The organism is Pseudomonas sp. NFX183, from assembly GCF_047943075.1.
GTDB lineage: Bacteria > Pseudomonadota > Gammaproteobacteria > Pseudomonadales > Pseudomonadaceae > Aquipseudomonas.
Map to the genome: position 1 here is coordinate 6,268,876 of NZ_CP181333.1, position 19,087 is coordinate 6,287,962.

Consider the following 19,087-nt stretch of genomic DNA (forward strand, 5'->3'; position numbering starts at 1 on the left):
ACCCAGCCGCTGCCTGGCCACCGGGCACCTGGCCATGCTCACCCATCCACACCTGCTGGCTCAGACGCTGCTTGAGCTGGGCGCCAGCGCTCGGGAAAACCTCGGACAGCAGGCGCGCCAATGCTGACACCGGAGCCGCCCGTGACCCAGACCGGGGCCAGACGCTGGGTATGCCTGGTGATCCTGCTGGTGGATCGTTCCTGCCGCCCCTGGATTACTTCATCGTCAATATCGCCCTGCCCTTTATCAAGGCCGACCTGAAAGCCAGCGATGGCCTGATGCAGGCGTCGGTGTCGATCTACGCCGCAGCCTTTGCGCTGTTCCTGATCCTCGGCGGGCGTTTAGGGGACAGGTACGGGCCACGGCGGATTTTCATGCTTGGCATGCTTGGCTTTGCCGCCGCCTCGGTGGCTTGCGGCATCGCCGGCAGCGATCTGGGACTACGGCCTGGGGTTGTCGGCGACCATCCCGGTCCTTATCTCCACTCCCGGGCATCCGATGCAGAAAAGCATGGGCCTGATAGGCCTGGGCGAAACGATTTTTTCCTGGCCGATCTTGCTCACAGCCCTGGTGGTGTTGGTAACGCTGCCTCTGCTCAATGCAGCCCTGCACCCCCGGCAGGGGGAACAGGTGACCGAGATCGACGCCAGCCAGTACATCGCCAAGGATGAAAGCGGCCAGAGCGTGGACGGGCTGTTCGCCGACAACACCGTGGCCACTCGGCTCAACAACAGTAGGCTGCTGAGCCTGGCGGTGGGCCTGTTGGGTCTGGGCTACGTCGCCGTGAGTTTTTTGCGCGGAGCCAACCTCGATCTGAACAAGGTCAACTTTCTGATCCTGTTCCTCGGCATCCTGCTGCTGCGCACCCCGGCCCAGTACATAGCCAAGCTCAATGAGGGCATCAAGACCATTACCGGGATCATTCTCCAGTACCCCTTCTACGCCGGGATCATGGCGATCATGGCCGGTTCGGGCCTGGTGGACAGTGTCTCCAGGGTCTTTGTCGACGTGGCCAACCAGCAGACCTTGCCCTTCTGGGGCTTGATCAGCTCGTTCATGATCAACTTCTTCGCCCCCTCCGGCGGCGGCCACTGGGCGATTCAGGGCCCTTTCATGATCGAAGCTGCCCGTGCCCTGAACAGCTCACTGGCCCAGACCTCCATGGCGGTGATGCTGGGCAACGCCTGGAACGACCTGGTGCAGCCGTTCTGGATCCTCCCGGCCCTCGCCCTGTCCCGGCTGAAACTCAAGGATGTGATGGGCTACACCGTGATCTGTATGTTCTGGGTCGGTGCCATCTACATTTGCACCGTTCTGCTGTGGGGATACCTGGGCCACCCGTGAATCCCGAGTCATCATTTTCAGGAGTCTGCGTATGCCATTTGTAATCGAAACATGGGACAAGCCTGGCAGCCAGGCGGTCCGCAGCCGCCACCGGCCCAGCCACCTGGCGTACCTGGACCGCCACGCGGCGCTGTTGATCGCGTGTGGCGCCAAGTTGCATGACGATGCCAGCGACCTGGGCGGTGGGTTCTACATCGTCGAACTGGATACCCGCGAACAGGTACAGGCGTTTATCGAGGGCGACCCGTTCTACCAGGCAGGGCTGTTTCTCAACGTGCAGATCACCCGTTGGCGAAAAAGCTACGTGCTCGGTAAAAACCTGCTGACCGAGTGACCACGGCACCACCAGGTGCCCCTGGACAGTGCTTGGCCAGGCACGACAAATAGCGGGCCAAGCGCCGACGTATGCGTAAATCCCAGGCAAAAAAAAGCCACTCGTTAGAGTGGCTTTTTCTTTGTGTTTGGAGCGGGAAACGAGACTCGCATCTGGCGTCCGACCCATTGAAATCTAAGGGGTTTATTTTCTTGCCGAGGCAGGAAAAGACTCAATTCTGGACTTGTTTTTTGGGTATTTCAAGAGCAAATTTGGACGGTAACTGCGTAGGATCGTCATTAGGTGAATCATCGAGACACACCTAAATCCCGCGCTACCGGCTTTGTGCATTAAACGTCAGTTCCCTACGTCAACGCTTACGCGGATACGTAAGGTGAACGCCCAGATCCGGCCATTAACGTTAGACATGCTGGCCACCGTTAACGTGAATCTCTGCGCCGTTTACATAAGAAGCGCCACTGGTGCAAAGGAAGTAGACGAGCGAAGCAACTTCCTCAGGTTTGCCCAGCCGGTTCATCGGCACTAACCGTTCAACGATTTCCGCAGTGCCTGCGGACAGTATTGAGGTTTCGATTTCTCCAGGTGCGATAGCGTTGACCCTTACGCCATGTCGGCCAAAATCAAAAGCCATTTCCCGAGTCAGGGCGGAGAGCGCAGCTTTGGATGTGGAATAAGCGACACCTGCGAACGGGTGCACCTTGGATCCTGCAATAGAGGTAACGTTGATGATGCTGCCTTTTGCAGCTTTCAATTCATCAAACAGCCCCCGCGCAAGGAGGGCCGTAGAAAACAGATTGACATTGAAGACCTTGATCCAGGTTGCATAGTCGGACTCCAGAACACCAAGACGTGTCCCCTCAGGCCCCTTAGGCGAAACTCCGGCATTGTTTACCAATGCATCCAAGCGCCCGCCCAACTTTTCCCTGATGGAAGCCAGACTGTCACTGACGCTATCAATATCTTCGAGATCAAGATGAATGTGGTTGAGCAAACCATCGGCCCATGGGCATTCAGCGACCCAGTCCTGGCGAGAGGCGGTGAAAATCCTCCACCCAGCGGCTTGAAAGTGTTTGACGGTGGCATGGCCTATGCCACGACTGGCACCGGTCAATAACAATGTCTTTTCGCTCATACATGCATTTACCTGTTAGAAAGTTTCGCTTTGTTTTTTAGCGGTCTAGGTCAAAAAAATCGCGATCTTCAATGTGCTACTTTTGGGCAGGGCGTCATGAGTGGCCATGACTCTCATAGCCGCTTTTGTTCGCTGCAAACATCGGGTGATTCGCTGGGATCCCAAGCCCTTTTTGGCCATTTCTCGTTTCCTTGCATTGAAGCGCCTGAACAGTGATGAGCGTCCTTCTCCTGGATGAGGATGAGTCAATCTTGCCGTTCGAACGTTCGACTCTACGTCTGACTACAGGAGGCGGAAACGACATTTTTCCCTCATTACCGGTCACAGGATGGTCCACTTACGGCGGCACCAAACTGCAGGTTTCTTCCGTCAAGAATCGCTGCTTCGGGGAGCTGGGGCCCTAGCCCAGAATCGTAAGTTCGCGAAGGGTCCAAAACCGGTCCCGGCTGGCTGCGGTTTGTTAGGCACTGCACTCGATTGGCGGCTTGTACGAAGTTGAGCTACTCGCCCGGGATATGAGCGATGAGGATCGGCGGCGCATATCTGCTTAGTCATGCAACGTGACTTCGGCGGACGCATACGAACTGACCTCACAGCTCTGTTGTAGTCCCGCCGAGGCTACTTGTTTGGTCATTATTCGCGCTCATGGGCTCTCGACAGGCTTGCATTCCATAGGCTCATTTCGTAACACTTGATTTGCGTAGCTGCCTCCTCAGTCGTCGGTACGCGCTAATATCTACCAATCCAAGGAGCGATGAATGCGTGTGCGTCCAGCGATAATGGGTGACTCTGAGAGCATGAGTAGAATCGCGAAGGCTACCTTTTCACTGGCGTGCCCAGCAGACACTCCAGCAGAAGAACTGGAGCGCTACATCAGCGAAAATCTGACCGCGCGTTGTTTTCAAATCGCGCTGGATACGTCAAGCCAAGAGGTGCGAGTGTTGGAGAAAGCCGGAGATATTGTGGGTTTCAGTTTGGTCGACTACAAACCAGATCGATTAAACATCCTACTGGCGGATGGCATCCCTGAGTTGAAACGATGCTATGTCGATTCAAAACACCATGGAACCGGTGCCGCACAGCTCCTCTTAACTGAGACGCTTGCTGGTATTTCAGAACGTATCCGGCTCACGGTACCGGTTTCTGATCCAGCATACTGAGGTGCACTGAATACCATCCACCGCCCTACTGTAGTCCGTGAGAAATCGCTATTCGCGAGCGCTCACACACCCGGTGCGAATGGGGGCCCGATTAGTTTTTTAGGCTGAAACTACCGTCCTAGATCCCAGGAAAAATGTTTTTGCCCCCCCAAACGCGGAATTTTCTCAATACGCCGCTCTGAGTGACCTATTCTGGCGCCTTTTAAAATGTGCGCCGCCAAGCTGAGATTCCCCACATTGGCTCAGGGTACCTCTAGCGGCGCTAATCGCCCCAACCTAGCGGACTTAGCTACACGGTGGCGACGTAATCGACTTGATGCCGCGCAATCCGACAGTCCCCCAACTCCCGCTTCACCCGCAAATGCTCCGGGTGCGTTGCATAGGCTGCCAAGGCCTCCTGCGAGTCGAACTCGCTGTACAACACAACATCACAGGCATAGTCGATGCGACTGAAATCCACCCCCACCTCGATTTTCAACAACCCGGGTATCCGCCCTGCCAGCCCTTCGAATTGCTCCTTGAGAAACAGACACGCCTGTTGGTTGCGCTCCGGCGTGTCGCCGGCCAGGTTCCACATCACAATGTGCTTGATCATCGTTGTCCCCTGCCGTTGTCTTCCTTGGGCGACATATCAACCTCTGGTCTTTTGATAAACATCCACGAACACGGCCGCCAACAGCACCGCCCCCTTGATCATCTGCTGGTAGTCGATGCCGATCCCCATGATGGACATGCCGTTGTTCAGCACGCCCATGATGAATGCACCGATCACCACGCCCACCACTTTGCCGACGCCACCGGAGGCTGACGCTCCGCCGATGAACACCGCGGCGATCACGTCCAGCTCGAAACCGGTGCCGCCTCGCGGGGTGGCACTGTTCAGGCGGGCCACGAAGATCAGCCCGGCCACCGCCGCCAGCACACCCATGTTGACGAAGGCAAAGAAGGTCACTCGCGCCGTATTGATGCCCGACAGCCGCGCAGCCTTGAGGTTGCCGCCCACCGCGTATACCCAACGGCCGATCACCGTGCGGTTCATGATGAACGTGTATACCCCGATCAAAATGCTCATGATCACCAGCACTGTGGGGATGCCACGGTAGGTGGACAGCAGGTAGCAGAAGTACACGATCAGCGCGGTGACCACGCCGTTTTTCAGGGCGAACACCACCATGGGCACGACGCTGCCACCGCTTTTCAGGGTGCGCAGGCGGCTGCGGTATTCAATCACCCAGAAGGCTATAGCGACGGCGATGCCCAACAACAGCGATGTGATACGCAGGTGTTCGTTGCTGAACAGGTCAGGCACAAAACCGGAGCTGATGGCCGAGAACGCCGGCGGGAACGGTCCAATGGACTGCCCTTGGGAGATAGCAATGGTGGCGCCGCGGAAAATCAGCATGCCGGCCAGGGTCACGATGAACGACGGCATGCCCCACACCGCCACCCAATAGCCCTGGGCCGCGCCGATCAAGGCACCCGCCAGCAGGCAGATCAGGGTCACGGTGAAGAAGTCCAGACGGTACTGCACCATCAGCACCGCGGCGATCGAGCCGACCACGCCCACCACCGAACCGACCGACAGGTCGATATGGCCGCAGACAATGACCATCAACATGCCCAGGGCCATCACCACGATGTAACTGTTCTGCAGCAGCAGGTTGGTGAGGTTGAGCGGTTGCATCAGCGCCCCGCCGGTGGCCACCTGGAAAAACACCATGATGACGATCAGCGACACCAGCAGGCCGTATTCGCGCGCACCGCGCTTGAATAACGTCAGGTGGCCGGGTTTGGAAGAGAGAGGCAGGCTGGCTTCGCTCATTGGATCACCTCATTTTTCATGATTGCGTGCATGATTTTTTCCTGGGACGCCTCGGCGATAGCAAACTCGCCCACGAAGCGGCCTTCGTTCATCACATAGATGCGGTCACAGGTACCCAGCAGCTCGGGCATTTCCGAGGAGATCATGACCACCCCGCGCCCTTCGCTGACCACCTGGTTGACCACGCCGTAGATCTCGTACTTGGCGCCCACGTCGATACCGCGAGTGGGTTCGTCGAGGATCAGCACCTTGGGGTTGGAGAACAGCCATTTGCCCAGCACGACTTTCTGCTGGTTGCCACCCGAGAGCTTCTCCACCGACTGGGTCACGTCCGGGCTGCGAATGCGCAGCCGCGCGCGGAAGCCGTCGGCCACGGCGGTCTCGCCCAGCTCGTTCATCACCCAGCGTTTGGACACCGCGCCCAGGTTGGCCATGGAGGTGTTGTGGGTAATGCTGTCACCCAGCACCAGGCCGGCGCCCTTGCGGTCTTCGGTGGCATAGGCCAGGCCCTGCTTGATCGCCTTGCGCACGGTACCCAGGTCCACGACCTGGCCTTCCAGGTGCGCGGTGCCGCGCACATTGACGCCGTAGGAACGGCCAAACATGCTCATGGCGAACTCGGTACGGCCGGCGCCCATCAACCCGGCGATGCCCACCACTTCACCGCGGCGCACGTGAAAGTTGAGGTTGCGCACCCGGTCGCGGTCCGGCCGCTCGGGGTCACCCACCGACCAGTCGCGCACCTCGAACAAGGTCTCGCCAATGTTGGGCACCCGCGCGGGGTAACGGTCGGACAGCTCGCGGCCGACCATGGAACGCACAACCCGGCCCTCATCAATGCCGTCGGCGCGGCAGTCGATGACGTCAACCGTGCTGCCGTCGCGAATTACCGTGATCTCATCGGCCACCCGGCCAATTTCGTTGAGCTTATGGGAGATGATGATCGAGGTAATGCCCCGCCCCTTGAGCTCCAGCATCAGCTTGAGCAGGGTGTCGCTGTCCCTTTCGTTGAGGCTGGCGGTGGGCTCGTCGAGAATCAGCAGGCGCACGTCCTTGGCCAGCGCCTTGGCGATCTCGACCATCTGCTGCTGGCCAACACCCAGGTTGCCCACCAGCGTCTGCGGGCGGGCATCGAGGCCGACGCGGGCCAGCAGTTCACGGGCACGCAAGTGCGCCTGATCCCAGTCGATCACCCCGTGGCGGGCGATCTCGTTGCCCAGGAAAAGGTTTTCGGTGATCGACAGCATCGGCACGAGTGCCAGTTCCTGGTGAATGATGCAGATGCCCAGCGCCTCGCTGTCACGCAGGTTATGGAAGGTGCGCGGCGCGCCGTCGAACTGGATCTCGCCCTCGAAGCTGCCATGGGGGTAGACGCCGCTGAGGATCTTCATCAGCGTCGACTTGCCCGCACCGTTTTCCCCGCAGATGGCATGAATCTCACCATCGCCCACCTTGAGGTTGACGCCGCTCAGCGCCTTGACCGGGCCAAACGCCTTGCGGATGTCGCGCATGTCGAGAATCGTTTTTGTCATTTTTTCTCTCCCGTGCAAGGGGCCGCCACCGGGGCGGCGGCCACGCCGCGTCGGCTATTGTTGCAACTGCGCCTGGGTGTAGAACTTGGTGTCGTCGACCAGCACTTTCTGCCAGTTCTTGACGTCGACCAGCTGCGGGGTGAGCAGTTGGGTAGGCACCACCATCGAACCGTTATCGTAGGACGTGGTGTCGTTGACGCTGACTGCCTTGCCGGTCAGTTCGGCGTCCATCATCTGGGCGGCCGCACCGGCCAGCGCACGGGTGTCCTTGAAGATGGTGGACGACTGGTCACCGCGGATAATCGACTTGACGCTGGAGACCTCGGCGTCCTGGCCGGTCACGATCGGCATCGCCGACTTGCCGCTGCCGTAACCCACGCCCTTGAGCGACGACACCGCGCCGTTGGCAATCTGGTCATTCATGGCCAACACAGCGTCCAGGTGGGTGGTGCTGTAGAACGCGCTGAGCAGGTTGTCCATGCGCGCCTGGGCCTGGGCACCGTCCCAGTTCGGGGTGGCAACCTTGTCCATGGCCACCTGGCCGCTGCGCACCACCAGCTTGCCGTTGTCAATGTAAGGCTTGATCTGCGACATCACGCCCGAGTACACCACGTGGGCATTGTTGTCATCGGTGGAGCCGGCGAAGATCTCCAGGTTGAACGGGCCCTTGCCATCCTTGAGGTCCAGCGCATCGACGATGGACTGGCCCTGCAGTACGCCGGTGCGATAGTTGTCGAAGGTGACGTAGTAATCGAAGTCCTTGGAATTGCGGATCAGTCGGTCATAGGAGATGACCTTGATGCCCTTCTCTTTCGCCTGTTTGAGCACATCGGCCATGGTGGTGCCGTCGATCGGCGCCACGATCAGGCCCTTGATGCCTTTGACCATCATGTTCTCGATCTGCGAGAGCTGGGTGGGTGCCTCGTACTGGGCATATTGCAGGTCGGTGTCGTAACCCATTTTCTTCAGCGAGTCGACGATATTGGCACCGTCCGAAACCCAGCGCGCCTCGGTCTTGGAGGGCATGGCGACGCCGATGGTGCCCTTGCTGCTGGTCTCGCTTTTGCCGCAGGCGCTCAGGGCGATGCCCAGTGCGAGTGCGGCGGCAATCTTGATGATCGTGTGCATAATGTCCTCTGCCTTGTTGTTTTTGTGTTTTAACAGGGACGCAAAGGCCCATCCGGCTCGACAACGGTCGAGCCGACGGGGTGTTTCGCGTACCGGGACTGTGGTGCGGGTTAGAACGCCAGGACTGTTTCCTGGCCGTTGGCATCAGCGGACTCGAACAGCGCTTCGAGGATCACGTTGATGTCGTGGGCCTGGGTGGCCGGCACGTTGGAAGGCGCGCCGGTGTATAGCGAGTGCGTGAATGCGGCGGCCTCGCGGTCGAAGTACACCGGGTTGCCGATTTCGGCGATTTCCGGGGAGTAGACGGTTTTGCGCACCGCCCAGATCTCTGGAAAGCTGTTCTCGTTCCAGTGCGTCCAGCCCTGCTGGTGGCCGTTGTTGCCATCGTGGTACAGCTTGTACGACGCTGGCATGGGCGTTGAATGCATTACGCCATGGGTACCGTAGGCGGTAATGTCCCAGCTCTCGGTCCAGGGCATCGGGTCCCAGGACATGAAGTCGATGGTCACCAGTTTGTCGTCGTAGTTGAGCACCGCGCCCACTGCGTCCTCGCGGGCCGAATCGCTCATCTGCCCGGCGAACTTGGTGATGCGCGCGTTCACCGACTTCGGCTTGCCGAAGTGCAGCAGAATGCGGTCGATGGTGTGGCAGCCAATCACGTAGAACGCGCCGCCACGGTCGCCCGGCTGTTTCATGTGGTTGGTGTCGGCCTCATCATGGGAGCAGCCGGCGTGGGCACGTACTTGCAGAACCTTGCCGATATCGCCGCTTTGCAGCACCTGCTGCATTTTTTCCACCGATGGCGCGTAGCGCCAGCAGTAACCGACCTGGAACAGGCCACCGGTGCGCTCCACCGCGTCGACAATGCGCTGGGTGTCCTGGGTGCCACGCCCTGCCGGCTTCTCGCACAGCACGGCCTTGCCGGCTTCCAGCGCTTCGATGGCCCAGTCGGCCATCAGGTAGCTCTTGGGGTGCACCAGTACCACGTGCACGTTCGGGTCGGCGAGGATCTCTTCCTTGCTGCGCGGTTGCAACTCCATGGCGTCGCAGAACGGCTGAAGCAGCGGGCTGTCATCGAAGGCACCCTGAAACTGCACATTGGCCAGGCGTTTGAAGGCCTTGACCCGGCCCGAGGTATGCGGGTGGGTAATACCCAGGCAGGCGACGCCAATGGGGGTACCGCGCTCACGCTGATAAGACATGTGATTCTCCTTGGGGCGGCGACTCAGAGCTTGATGGTACGGCCGGTGGCTACCGATTCCACGGCGGCATCGGCCAGTTTCAGGGCCTTGAGGCCATCCTGCACGGTGGTCGGCAGCGGCTTTTTGTTTACCAGGGCGTCGATGTAGGCATCCAGTTCCGACTTGTAGGCTTGCTGGTAGCGTTCCAGGAAGAAGTTCAGCAGAGGCTCGCGGGCGTCGGTGACGTCCTGGCTCCAGCGGCGAATGGTGGTGGGACGCAGGTTGTCCATCTGCAGCATGCCTTTGGAGCCGAACACTTCAATGCGCTGGTCGTAGCCGTACACCGCGTTGCGGCAGTTGTTGATGTGGCACTGCTTGCCGGAAGCGGTCTGCATCTGCACCATCGCGGTGTCGTAGTCGTCGTACTTTTCCATCATCGCCGGGTCGATCAGGCGGCTGCCGATGGCGTTGATTTCCACCGGCTCCTCACCCAGCAGCCAGCGACCGATGTCCAGGTCGTGAATGGTCATGTCGCGGAAAATGCCGCCCGAGTGTTGGATGTAGTCCTCCGGGGCCAGGCCCGGGTCGCGGCTGGTGATGATCACCTGGCGCACGTCACCGATGTCGCCGGCTTCGATGGCCGCACGCATTTCGGCGAAAGTGCTTTCAAAGCGGCGGTTGAACGCCAGCATCACGCGGCCATTCAGGCGCTCCACTTCTTCCACCGCTGCCAGGCTCTTGGCCATGTCCAGGTCGATGGGTTTTTCACACAGCACCGCCTTGCCCTGGCGCACGGCGCGCAGCATCAGATTGATGTGGGTGTGGGTCGGGGTGCCGATGACGATGGCATCGACGTCGGGGCGGTCAATGGCCGCCTCGCAGTCGGTCATGGATTCGGCGCCCAGTTCGTCGGCCAGGCGCGAGGCGGCTTCGGCAAAGGGGTCGGCGACTACCACCAGGGTGGCGAACTTGCTGGCTGCCACGTTGGCGGCGTGAATTTTGCCGATGCGACCGGCGCCAAGCACTGCGATACCTACCATTTTTGTCTCTCCGCAAATGTTGTTGTTCGTTGTTGTGGCAAAGGTTGTCGCCATTTAGAAACGGATGTTTTCGAACTGGGCCATGGTGGTGTCGAAGGCGCGCTTGGCCGCCACGTCCAGGGGTAACTTGCGCAGCTCGGCGCTGATCAGTTCCACGCCCCACGGGCCGCGGTAGCCGACATTGACCACCTGCTGAATGAACTCCGGCACGTCCAGCTGCCCTTCGCCGCACAGCTTGCGATGGTGGGTGGAGTCGTTGAAGAACGACTCGACCACTGCATGGTTGGCGTCGTCCAGCTCGATGGACTTGATCAGCTCAAGCGGGATCTTGCTGATTTCATCAAAGCTCATGCCGCCGCGGGCCACGTGCCAGGTGTCCACCAGCAGACCACCATTGGGGCGCACGCCGTCGGTGACGGCGATGGCGCGGTCGATGGTGTTGACGCTGGAAAACGGCAGGAACTCAATCACCACGTTGGTGCCGTAGGGCGCGGCGCGGTCGCACAGGATGGCGAAGGCATCACGCATGCGCGCCACGTCCGGCGGACCTTCTTCAAACAGGCCGCCAGCCACCTTCAGGTTGCGGGCGCCCAGTTCACCGGCGATTTCCAGCAGCTCGTCGCGAATCACGTGGGACGCGGCCAGCAGGTCGCCCTCCAGGTGCCAGTCGGTGAGGAACTCGACTTCCACGTGCTTGATGCCATTGTCCTTGAGGATATTGCGCACGGTGGAAATACCCAGCTTGGCGACGTTGTGCACCAGGTCCGCGTGCACCAGGCCCATGCCGCGCCAGCCGGCCTTGGCCGCAGCCTCTGCCCGCGCCTGCAGGGAAAACGGGCTGATCTCGCTGGCCGCGCCGGGGTAGGTGTCACCGGCCAGGGTCCAGTAGGCTGCAAGCAGTTCAACATTTTTATCGGGCATGTCGATCACTTTTGTTTGTCGTTGAAAATCGGGTCGGTCAGTCAGGCCGGGGTCAGGACAAAGTCCCAGTTCACGGCCAGGTAAGGCACTTGCAGGTCGTAGCGCCGGGCGGTGGCCGCATCGGTCTGCGTGGTGAATTCGGCAATCAGTTCTTTCTTCACCCCAAACACCGTGTCCTCGTGCAGGTACGGGCAGTCGGGCGTGAAGATGTGGGTAATGACCTGGTCATAGCCGGGGGCGGTGACGATGAAATGCAAGTGCGCGGCGCGGTTAGGGTGACGCCCCAACTGGCCCAGCAGCTTGCCCACCGGGCCGTCGGCCGGGATCGGGTAGTGGCGGGGCTTGACCGTGCGGAAGGCGTAGCAGCCGTCGGCATCGGTAGTGAACAGGCCGCGCAGGTTGTATTCGGGCTGCAGGCCTTTTTGCTGCACGTCGTAGAAGCCGTCGTCGTTGGTCTGCCAGATGTCCAGGGTGGCGCCGACAATGGGGTTTCCGTCGGTGTCCAGCACGCGGCCGCTGACCAGGGTGGGCTCGCCCTTGCCGTCCAGGCAAATGTTGGCGCCGTTCTTGTAGCGCGGGGCATCGGCCACATAGAACGGACCGAGGATAGTGTTGGGCGTGGCGCCGCTGGGGCGACGGTGGTTGATGGCATCCACCAGCATGGTCACGCCCAGCACGTCAGACAGCAGGATGTATTCCTGGCGCCAGTCGGTGCACATGTGCCCGGTCCTGGTCAGGAACTCGATGGCCGTGAACCACTCTTCGTGGGTAGGCTCGATCTCCTTGACAGCTGCGTGCAGGTGACGGGTCAGCACCGACATCACGTCGCGCAGGCGCGGGCTGGCGGCGTCGGTGATGCGGGCGTTGACGATCTCGGCGGAACGTTCTTCCTCGAACAGTCCCCCAACCGGGCTCTCGGTGTTCAGGTGCGCAGTCATGGATTGATGTCCTTGATCATTATTGTGGAAGGCCGGCGGCTGTCATCAGCAGGCATTGGCTTGGGCAGTACGCCATTTGCGGCCGCCCAGGCGCTGCTGCATGAATTGTTCGATCTCTTCCAGGGTCATGCCCTTGGTCTCTGGCAGCCACAGGGTGCAGAACACGATCGAACCGATGTTGATCACAGCGAACAGGAAGAACGTCATGCCACCCATCACGCTGAGCATCACCGGGAAGGCAAAGGCGACGATGGCGTTGAAAATCCAGAACACGCCGACGCTGATGCCATTCATCAGGCCCCGCACGTGAGTGGGAAACAGCTCGGACATCAGCAGCCAGTAGATGGGGCCGATGCACATCTGCATGAAGAACAGAAACACCAGCACGCCGCCCAGGGCCAGGTAGCTTTGCAGCGGCGAGTGGGGCATGAAGTTCATGACCACGCCGAGGAAAATCTGCGCCAGCACCACCACGGTCAGGCCCATGAGCAGAATCGTGCGCCGGCCCATGCGATTGATCAACCACATGCCGATCAGTGTCGCGACCACGGCCACCACGCCATTGCCAATGGTGGCAATCAGGGCTGCGCTGGTGCCCAGGCCGGTTTCCTTCAGGATCATGGGGGTGTAGTACATGAAGGCATTGACGCCGGTGAACTGGATGACGAAGCCCAGGGCGATGCCGATGCCCAGCAGCTTGAGCAACCAGGGTTCGTTGAGCTTGGACAGGGAGCTACCATGGCGGCGCTCCACTTCACATTGGGCGATGATTTCCTTGAGCTCGCGGTCCACCTCACGCTGAGTGTCACGGATGCCGAGCAGCGTGGCCTTGGCCTCGTCAATGCGGCCCTTGCTGACCAGCCAGCGCGGCGAGGACGGTACGAAGTGCATGCCTACATATAGCAGTGCCGCCGGAATCAGCGCGATGGCCAGCATATAGCGCCACACCAACGGGCTTTCGAACAGGTGCACCAGGCCGGCACTGGCTATGTAGGCCAGACACTGGCCGGACACGATCATCAATTCGCTCTGGCACACCAGCCGTCCGCGATGCTTGGGCGCTGCCAATTCGGCGATCAGAACCGGCACTGCCGATGAGGCGCCGCCCACGGCGATGCCCAGCACGAAACGGGTGGCGACCATGGTCCACAGGGTTGGCGACAGGGCGGTGCCCAGCGCGCCCAGGGCGAACAGCACGGCCAGGGCCTTGAGCACGCCGAGGCGGCCATAACGGTCGGACAGTTGGCCGGCGAACAGCGCGCCAAATGCGCCGCCGAAGATCAGGGCCGAGGCCACCAGGCCTTCAGACACGGGCGTCAGGCCCAGGCCGCCCTGGCTTGGGGCCAGTGACATGAATGGCAATGCGCCGGAGATGACCCCGGTGTCGTAACCGAACCCCAACGAGCCCATGGTAGTGATGGCGGCGATGCGCCAGAGGATTTTCGCGGACGCGCCAACAGCGGCGGTTTGGTTACTGGACATGAGGTCAACCTTTATTGAATTTATGTGTACGCTCAGTGGGGCAAAGAGTACTGCGATTGAATTGGAATAAACATGCCGGTATGGCAAATGTGTTTTCCAGCTAGTGGAAAACTGCGCCGCCCTCCTCCGACGGCGCGAATCGCATCGCAAGCGCTCTAGAACCGGGCTTGCACCTTAAGGCCGGCAATCAGTGCGGCGTCCACCTCACGCACGCCCCCCGGGTTTTTCACGTATTGCAGGTTCGGCCGCACGGTGAGCCAGTTGGTCACGTGCACGCCGTAGTAGATCTCGCTGCTGGTCTCGTTGTGCTGCAGCGGGATATAGCCCGGATCGTCGTAATCGCTGACGCCGTTGGCCTGGTTCTGCAGGCGTGCGCGCTCGCGGTAATCGGCGTTGGTGTGTACCTGTGCGATACCGATGCCCAGGTCATCCAGGGGGCGGCTGTCTAACAGCCCCTTGTAGACGATACCGGCCTGAATGAAGTGGTCGACCTGGCTGGTGGCCTTGTCGTGGTGGGTAAAGTTGGCGAACACCGACAGGCCGCGGCTGCTGTCGCCGTCACGCGCGGTCAACTGCTGCTGCACCACCAGCCAGTAGCCATGGCGGCTGCCGTGCTCCTGGAAGGCATCCCCGGTCAGCGGCTGTGGATTGCCATTGCGGTCATCCAGCACGTCGTTGGCGTTGGCGCTGCTCTTGTAATAACCCAGTCGGTATTCGCCCGGCAGGCCGTTGAATTTCGGGCTCCACACCAGCTCGACCGGAATCAGCGCGCCTTGGGTGCCGCTGCCACTGAGCTTGAAGCCATTGCCCACTTCCAGGTTGGACGGGTTCTGCTCAAACACACCGATTTGCGCATACCACTCAGGGGCAAACTGATAGCGGGTCCGAATGGCCCACTGGCTGACCGGCCAGTTGTACCAGATGTCGCCAATCCAGTTGGCCGCCTGCGCGCCGCAAAATGGCGTGCTCTGGAAGTCGCACGGGAAGCTGTTGAAGTCCGAACCTTCGTCGAAGCGACCGGCCTTGATGTCGAGCGCCCCGTCGAACCAGGCCTTGCTCATCCACATCTCGGTCAGGCGCCAGGTCTGGCCGCGTCCGTACACTTCCTGAGACGAGGAATACCCGCCGACGCGGGGGTCAGCCACGCGGTCATTGGTGAGATTGCGGCCGTCGCGTTCGGTGATGGTCAACTGAAAGCGGGTATTGTCCCAGCCCAGCAGCTTTTGCAGGTCGGTCTTGAGGCCCACGGCGTATTGCTTGGTCCAGCGTGCGGTGTGGTCCTTGTCGTAACCGCCGTGTGCGTTGGCGGCCATCTCCCCGGTGTAATTGAGCTGGACGTCCACCCCCTGTTCCAGCCAGTTGCTGCGTGCCCCGCCCCAGTCACCGGTCATCCAGTGGGAGTCGGCAGCGAATGGTTGATTATCGGCACAGGCCAGCCCGGGAATCAGCAGGCAAAGGCTGGCCGCAACCGTGCTCTTGGCAAAGTTTTTCATGCGTGACGTTTCCTTGTTGTTGGTTTTGTTGTTCAACGTGCAGGCGAAACAATGCCGGGCCCGGCAGCCAGGGCCTGCCCGGCCTTGGCGCCACGGATCATAGGGGGGTGACGTGCAGGTGAATACCCGGCGAAAACTCAAATCTGAATTCCGCCAAGCGGAAAACTGTCTATCTAGTCCAATAGCGCTCGTATTCGTGTTTATTAAAATCGGACAACAGGAATTCGATGAACACCCGCAACTTCGCCGGCATGTAACGCCGGCTCTGGAACGCCATGTTGATGGTAAGCCTTGGCAAATCCCAATCGTCCAGCACCGGGATCAACCGCCCCGCCACCAGGTCGGCGTTGATGATGTACTTGGGCTGCACCAATATGCCGCCCCCGGCCAGCGCCGCGGCGCGCACAATCTGGCCGTCGTTGGTTTCCAGAATCGGCTCGGTCTTGAACGCCGCCTCTTCCTTGCCACGGGTGAAGCGCATGGTGCGCGGCTGGTTCGCGTGGCTGTAGATCAGCAGGTCGTGGCCGGCCAGGTCTTCGATGCTCTTGGGTGTACCCATGCGCTGCAGATAGCCGGGTGACGCCGCCAGTACCCGACGGGTCTCGGCCAGGCGGCGAATGGTGATATTGGAGTCCGGCTCGTATTCCTTGGTACGGATGGCCAGGTCGATCTCGCTGTCGATGATGTCAAAGTAGCGGTTCTCTCCCAGCAGCTTCACCGTGATGTGCGGGTAAAGCTTGCGGAACGCCGGGATCAGCGGCGCGATGTGCAACATGCAAAAGGAGATGGATGAGGTGATCGTCAGTGTACCCACCGGCTGCACCAGCGATTCAGTGAGCGACGCTTCGGCTTCCTTCAACTCACCCAGCAGGCTTTTGCAACTGGCATAAAACTGGTGGCCGGAATTGGTCAGCGCCAGGCGTCGGGTGTTGCGGTCGATCAGGCGGGTATTCAGGCGCTGCTCAAGCGCCACCAGGTGACGGCTGGCCGCGGCGTTGGACAAGCCCAGTATTTCCGCCGCCTTGCTCAGGGTTCCCACTTCCGCGGTCAGTACGAACAGCTCCAGTTCGGTAAGACGATCCACTGTGTGCTTCCTTTTTATTTTTTCACAGGTGAAATAAAGAATTCCGCAAGCGGCCTTTTCTTACATCCTGCGGAACTATAACGTGCGGCGCAACAGGCTGAGAAGTGTGTCGCCCCTGAAGATGATGGTGGCGCCATCGCCACGACCGTTCTGGAGTGACCATGCGCAATTTGGACGAAATGACCATTACCCAGGCAGTGCTGGCCTATAACCGCGGTGCCAGCGATGCCCGACTGTACGATGTGATGACCAGTCTGGTGCAGCACCTGCACGCGTTCGCCCGGGACATCAAGCTTACCGAGGGTGAGTGGCGCCAGGGCATGGCCTTCCTCGGCGACGTGGGCCAGGTGGCACCGGCCAGTGAAGAATTCGCGCTACTGTCCAACGTGCTGGGCCTGTCTACCCTGGTGCTGGTACAGAACGAGCGCAAGCCGGCCGTCTGTACCCAGGCCACGGCCTTTTACACGGCCCCCGGGCCGAACGCCGAATTGCGCGACTTGGGCGCCGACATCAACCCACAGCTTGGCGGACCCAAGGGCTACGTACAGGGCGTGGTGCGCGACGAAAAGGGCGGGCCGGTGCCCAATGCCCAGCTGCACCTGCGTGTGGCCGGGGTCGAGGCCTTGTTGCAGGCCGATGACCAGGGCCGCTACCACTTCAGCACGTCGTTGCCGGGCAGCCACCAGGTGCGTCATGACGGCCCGGTGAAGCAGCTGCTGGCCGTGCTCAACCGTCATGCATGGCGCCCGGCCCACCTGGCGTTTTCGGTGAGCGCCGCGGGTCATCAGCCGCTGACCACCCATGTGTATCGAGAAGGCGACCCCTACCTCGACTCCGACGCCCTGTTTGCCGTGCGGCCATCCCTGATTACCCAGTGGCAATGCCAACCGGCAGGCGCCACGCCCGATGGCGGGCACAGTGACGAGGTGTTCTACACCCTGACGTTCGATTTTGTCCTGGCTAAACAACCGCTCGGTTGATCACCGCCGCCCTGCCCGTCGAGGATCCCATGCACGACGACCACACCGTTATCGCCGCTCTGGAAGACGAGCGCTACCAGGCCATGCGCTTGGGCGACCTGGAGGCATTTGCCCGCCTTGCCCATGGCGATCTTGTCTACGTCCATTCCAATGGCGTCAAGGACAGCCTGGCCAGTTACCTGGAAAAATGCCGCCAGGGCCTTTACCTCTATCACCGCATCGATCACCAGGTGCACGAGGTGCGTCGATCAGGCGACACCGCCCTGGCGTTTGGTGAAATGCGCGCCGACATCACCTCCCATGGTGTCGCCAAGACCCTGCACAACCGCACGCTGAGCGTCTGGCTCAAGACGGGCGAACGCTGGGGGCTGGTTGCCTATCAACCGACCCCTGTCGCTGCGCGCCCGGCCCCGGCACCTGTTGCCTCTACTCAAGGAGACCTGCCCCATGTCCACGCCCCCATTCGTCTATAACGGCCAGCCGTCGCGCGTCATTTTCGGCCAGGGTTCGCTGCAACAGCTGGAGGCGGAGATCGATCGCCTGGGCGCCAAGCGCGCGCTGGTGCTGTGCACCCCCGAACAGCGTGCCCAGGCCGAACACATTGCCCGGCTGCTAGGCGAGCGCGCCGCCGACATCTTCGACAAGGCGGTGATGCACGTGCCCATCGAGACCGCCCGTGAGGCGCGGGAAGTGGCGCGCAAGCTGGGTGCCGACTGCGCCGTGGCCATTGGCGGTGGCTCCACCACCGGCCTGGGCAAGGCCATCGCCATGGACTCGGGGCTGCCGATATTGGCCATTCCCACCACCTATGCCGGCTCGGAAATGACCCCGGTATACGGCATCACCGAAAACGGTCTCAAGCGCACCGGCAAGGACCCCCGCGTGCTGCCCAAAACCGTGATCTACGACCCGGAGCTGACGGTCAGCCTGCCCGTGGACATGTCCATCACCAGCGGCATGAACGCCATCGCCCACGCCGCCGAAGGGCTCTACGCCCAGGATGGCAATCCGGTGATGTCGCTGATGGCCGAGGAAGGCATCCGCGCCCTGGCCGAAGGGATGAAGAGCATTTACAAAGACCCGGCCGACCTGGCCGCGCGTGGCGATTGCCTGTATGGCGCCTGGCTGTGCGGCACCGTGCTGGGCAATGTCGGCATGGCGTTGCACCACAAGCTGTGCCATACCCTGGGCGGCAGCTTCAACCTGCCCCATGCACAGACCCACACCATCGTGCTGCCTCATGCCATCGCCTATAACCAGTCGGCGGCACCGGCGCTGTCGCGCATCAGCCGCGCACTGGGGGTGGACAGCAGCCCGGCGGCGGCGCTGTTCGACTTGGCCAGTTCGCTGGGCGCCCCTACCCGCCTCAAAGACCTGGGGCTGACCGAGTCCGACCTGGACCGCGCCACCGACATCGCCCTCTCCAACCCCTACTGGAACCCGCGCCCTATCGAGGCCACGGCCATTCGCCAACTACTGCAGGACGCCTATGACGGCGTGCGCCCGCAGTAAGTCG

Annotated in this window: 18 protein-coding genes and 1 pseudogene; 7 read left to right on the top strand and 12 right to left on the bottom strand. The window is 61.0% G+C overall.

Annotated features, from left to right (window positions below; all coding sequences use genetic code 11):
* Window positions 1–170: 170 nt before the first annotated feature.
* From ACM530_RS29185 to ACM530_RS29195, 3 genes and pseudogenes are all read left to right on the top strand, one after another.
* Window positions 171–362 (top strand): annotated as a pseudogene (locus ACM530_RS29185) (MFS transporter); the annotation flags it as partial.
* Window positions 363–453: 91 nt separating this feature from the next.
* Complete coding sequence (locus tag ACM530_RS29190; RefSeq protein ID WP_416363859.1) at window positions 454–1,344, top strand: TIGR00366 family protein; 891 nt, start codon at window positions 454–456, stop codon at window positions 1,342–1,344.
* A gap of 31 nt (window positions 1,345–1,375) precedes the next feature.
* Window positions 1,376–1,678, top strand: coding sequence for a YciI family protein (locus ACM530_RS29195; RefSeq protein ID WP_416363860.1), 303 nt, complete (start codon window positions 1,376–1,378; stop codon window positions 1,676–1,678).
* Window positions 1,679–2,078: 400 nt separating this feature from the next.
* Here the strand turns inward: ACM530_RS29195 and ACM530_RS29200 are convergent, their stop codons facing one another.
* On the bottom strand, window positions 2,079–2,810 hold the full coding sequence (locus tag ACM530_RS29200) for an SDR family NAD(P)-dependent oxidoreductase (RefSeq protein ID WP_177130853.1): 732 nt from the start codon (window positions 2,808–2,810) through the stop codon (window positions 2,079–2,081).
* 758 nt (window positions 2,811–3,568) lie between these two features.
* Here ACM530_RS29200 and ACM530_RS29205 point away from each other — a divergent pair.
* Window positions 3,569–3,970: a GNAT family N-acetyltransferase gene (locus ACM530_RS29205; RefSeq protein ID WP_416363861.1), complete on the top strand. Its 402-nt coding sequence runs from the start codon at window positions 3,569–3,571 to the stop codon at window positions 3,968–3,970.
* Window positions 3,971–4,259: 289 nt separating this feature from the next.
* Here ACM530_RS29205 and ACM530_RS29210 read toward each other — a convergent pair whose 3' ends face one another.
* The 11 genes from ACM530_RS29210 to ACM530_RS29260 all read right to left on the bottom strand — a co-directional run bounded on the left by ACM530_RS29210 (window position 4,260) and on the right by ACM530_RS29260 (window position 16,591).
* Window positions 4,260–4,565, bottom strand: coding sequence for a Dabb family protein (locus ACM530_RS29210; RefSeq protein WP_103695839.1), 306 nt, complete (start codon window positions 4,563–4,565; stop codon window positions 4,260–4,262).
* 36 nt (window positions 4,566–4,601) lie between these two features.
* Window positions 4,602–5,792, bottom strand: coding sequence for a multiple monosaccharide ABC transporter permease (gene mmsB / locus ACM530_RS29215; protein WP_177130861.1), 1,191 nt, complete (start codon window positions 5,790–5,792; stop codon window positions 4,602–4,604).
* Window positions 5,789–7,324, bottom strand: coding sequence for a multiple monosaccharide ABC transporter ATP-binding protein (gene mmsA / locus ACM530_RS29220; protein ID WP_177130862.1), 1,536 nt, complete (start codon window positions 7,322–7,324; stop codon window positions 5,789–5,791). The genes mmsB and mmsA overlap by 4 nt, the downstream gene beginning before the upstream one ends.
* Window positions 7,325–7,378: 54 nt before the next feature.
* A complete protein-coding gene (gene chvE, locus ACM530_RS29225; protein ID WP_416363862.1) occupies window positions 7,379–8,452 on the bottom strand; it encodes a multiple monosaccharide ABC transporter substrate-binding protein in 1,074 nt (357 codons plus the stop codon).
* Window positions 8,453–8,562: 110 nt separating this feature from the next.
* Entirely contained in the window at window positions 8,563–9,654 is a 1,092-nt protein-coding gene (locus tag ACM530_RS29230) for a Gfo/Idh/MocA family protein (protein ID WP_416363863.1), read from the bottom strand.
* Window positions 9,655–9,677: 23 nt separating this feature from the next.
* Window positions 9,678–10,673 carry an inositol 2-dehydrogenase gene (iolG, locus tag ACM530_RS29235; RefSeq protein WP_126589304.1) on the bottom strand — a complete coding sequence of 332 codons (996 nt, stop codon included), beginning with the start codon at window positions 10,671–10,673 and terminating at the stop codon, window positions 9,678–9,680.
* A 54-nt stretch (window positions 10,674–10,727) separates the two neighbouring features.
* Window positions 10,728–11,594 carry a sugar phosphate isomerase/epimerase family protein gene (locus tag ACM530_RS29240; RefSeq protein ID WP_242200178.1) on the bottom strand — a complete coding sequence of 289 codons (867 nt, stop codon included), beginning with the start codon at window positions 11,592–11,594 and terminating at the stop codon, window positions 10,728–10,730.
* Between the two features lie 41 nt (window positions 11,595–11,635).
* Window positions 11,636–12,532, bottom strand: coding sequence for an intradiol ring-cleavage dioxygenase (locus ACM530_RS29245; RefSeq protein ID WP_242200179.1), 897 nt, complete (start codon window positions 12,530–12,532; stop codon window positions 11,636–11,638).
* Between the two features lie 45 nt (window positions 12,533–12,577).
* Window positions 12,578–14,014 (bottom strand): sugar porter family MFS transporter, encoded by a 1,437-nt coding sequence (locus tag ACM530_RS29250; protein ID WP_242200180.1) that lies wholly within the window; start codon window positions 14,012–14,014, stop codon window positions 12,578–12,580.
* Between the two features lie 155 nt (window positions 14,015–14,169).
* Entirely contained in the window at window positions 14,170–15,507 is a 1,338-nt protein-coding gene (locus ACM530_RS29255) for a carbohydrate porin (RefSeq protein ID WP_416363864.1), read from the bottom strand.
* A 169-nt stretch (window positions 15,508–15,676) separates the two neighbouring features.
* Entirely contained in the window at window positions 15,677–16,591 is a 915-nt protein-coding gene (locus ACM530_RS29260; protein WP_242200182.1) for a LysR family transcriptional regulator, read from the bottom strand.
* Window positions 16,592–16,752: 161 nt separating this feature from the next.
* Between ACM530_RS29260 and ACM530_RS29265 the strand changes: the two genes are divergently transcribed.
* From ACM530_RS29265 to ACM530_RS29275, 3 genes are read left to right on the top strand one after another with little or no spacing between them, the layout of a single operon-like run.
* Window positions 16,753–17,571 carry a dioxygenase gene (locus ACM530_RS29265; RefSeq protein ID WP_242200183.1) on the top strand — a complete coding sequence of 273 codons (819 nt, stop codon included), beginning with the start codon at window positions 16,753–16,755 and terminating at the stop codon, window positions 17,569–17,571.
* A gap of 29 nt (window positions 17,572–17,600) precedes the next feature.
* Window positions 17,601–18,044, top strand: a complete 444-nt coding sequence (locus ACM530_RS29270) for a nuclear transport factor 2 family protein (RefSeq protein WP_242200185.1) — start codon at window positions 17,601–17,603, stop codon at window positions 18,042–18,044.
* Window positions 18,019–19,083 carry a maleylacetate reductase gene (locus ACM530_RS29275; protein WP_242200188.1) on the top strand — a complete coding sequence of 355 codons (1,065 nt, stop codon included), beginning with the start codon at window positions 18,019–18,021 and terminating at the stop codon, window positions 19,081–19,083. Before ACM530_RS29270 ends, ACM530_RS29275 begins: the two co-directional genes overlap by 26 nt.
* Window positions 19,084–19,087: the final 4 nt, after the last annotated feature.

What these genes read in the sequence shown, in the direction of transcription:
- ACM530_RS29195 (WP_416363860.1), top strand. Translation starts at nt 1,376, where the DNA reads ATGCCATTTGTAATCGAAACATGGGACAAGCCTGGCAGCCAGGCGGTC.
- ACM530_RS29200 (WP_177130853.1), bottom strand. Translation starts at nt 2,810, where the DNA reads ATGAGCGAAAAGACATTGTTATTGACCGGTGCCAGTCGTGGCATAGGC.
- ACM530_RS29205 (WP_416363861.1), top strand. Translation starts at nt 3,569, where the DNA reads ATGCGTGTGCGTCCAGCGATAATGGGTGACTCTGAGAGCATGAGTAGA.
- ACM530_RS29210 (WP_103695839.1), bottom strand. Translation starts at nt 4,565, where the DNA reads ATGATCAAGCACATTGTGATGTGGAACCTGGCCGGCGACACGCCGGAG.
- mmsB (WP_177130861.1), bottom strand. Translation starts at nt 5,792, where the DNA reads ATGAGCGAAGCCAGCCTGCCTCTCTCTTCCAAACCCGGCCACCTGACG.
- mmsA (WP_177130862.1), bottom strand. Translation starts at nt 7,324, where the DNA reads ATGACAAAAACGATTCTCGACATGCGCGACATCCGCAAGGCGTTTGGC.
- chvE (WP_416363862.1), bottom strand. Translation starts at nt 8,452, where the DNA reads ATGCACACGATCATCAAGATTGCCGCCGCACTCGCACTGGGCATCGCC.
- ACM530_RS29230 (WP_416363863.1), bottom strand. Translation starts at nt 9,654, where the DNA reads ATGTCTTATCAGCGTGAGCGCGGTACCCCCATTGGCGTCGCCTGCCTG.
- iolG (WP_126589304.1), bottom strand. Translation starts at nt 10,673, where the DNA reads ATGGTAGGTATCGCAGTGCTTGGCGCCGGTCGCATCGGCAAAATTCAC.
- ACM530_RS29240 (WP_242200178.1), bottom strand. Translation starts at nt 11,594, where the DNA reads ATGCCCGATAAAAATGTTGAACTGCTTGCAGCCTACTGGACCCTGGCC.
- ACM530_RS29245 (WP_242200179.1), bottom strand. Translation starts at nt 12,532, where the DNA reads ATGACTGCGCACCTGAACACCGAGAGCCCGGTTGGGGGACTGTTCGAG.
- ACM530_RS29250 (WP_242200180.1), bottom strand. Translation starts at nt 14,014, where the DNA reads ATGTCCAGTAACCAAACCGCCGCTGTTGGCGCGTCCGCGAAAATCCTC.
- ACM530_RS29255 (WP_416363864.1), bottom strand. Translation starts at nt 15,507, where the DNA reads ATGAAAAACTTTGCCAAGAGCACGGTTGCGGCCAGCCTTTGCCTGCTG.
- ACM530_RS29265 (WP_242200183.1), top strand. Translation starts at nt 16,753, where the DNA reads ATGCGCAATTTGGACGAAATGACCATTACCCAGGCAGTGCTGGCCTAT.
- ACM530_RS29270 (WP_242200185.1), top strand. Translation starts at nt 17,601, where the DNA reads ATGCACGACGACCACACCGTTATCGCCGCTCTGGAAGACGAGCGCTAC.
- ACM530_RS29275 (WP_242200188.1), top strand. Translation starts at nt 18,019, where the DNA reads ATGTCCACGCCCCCATTCGTCTATAACGGCCAGCCGTCGCGCGTCATT.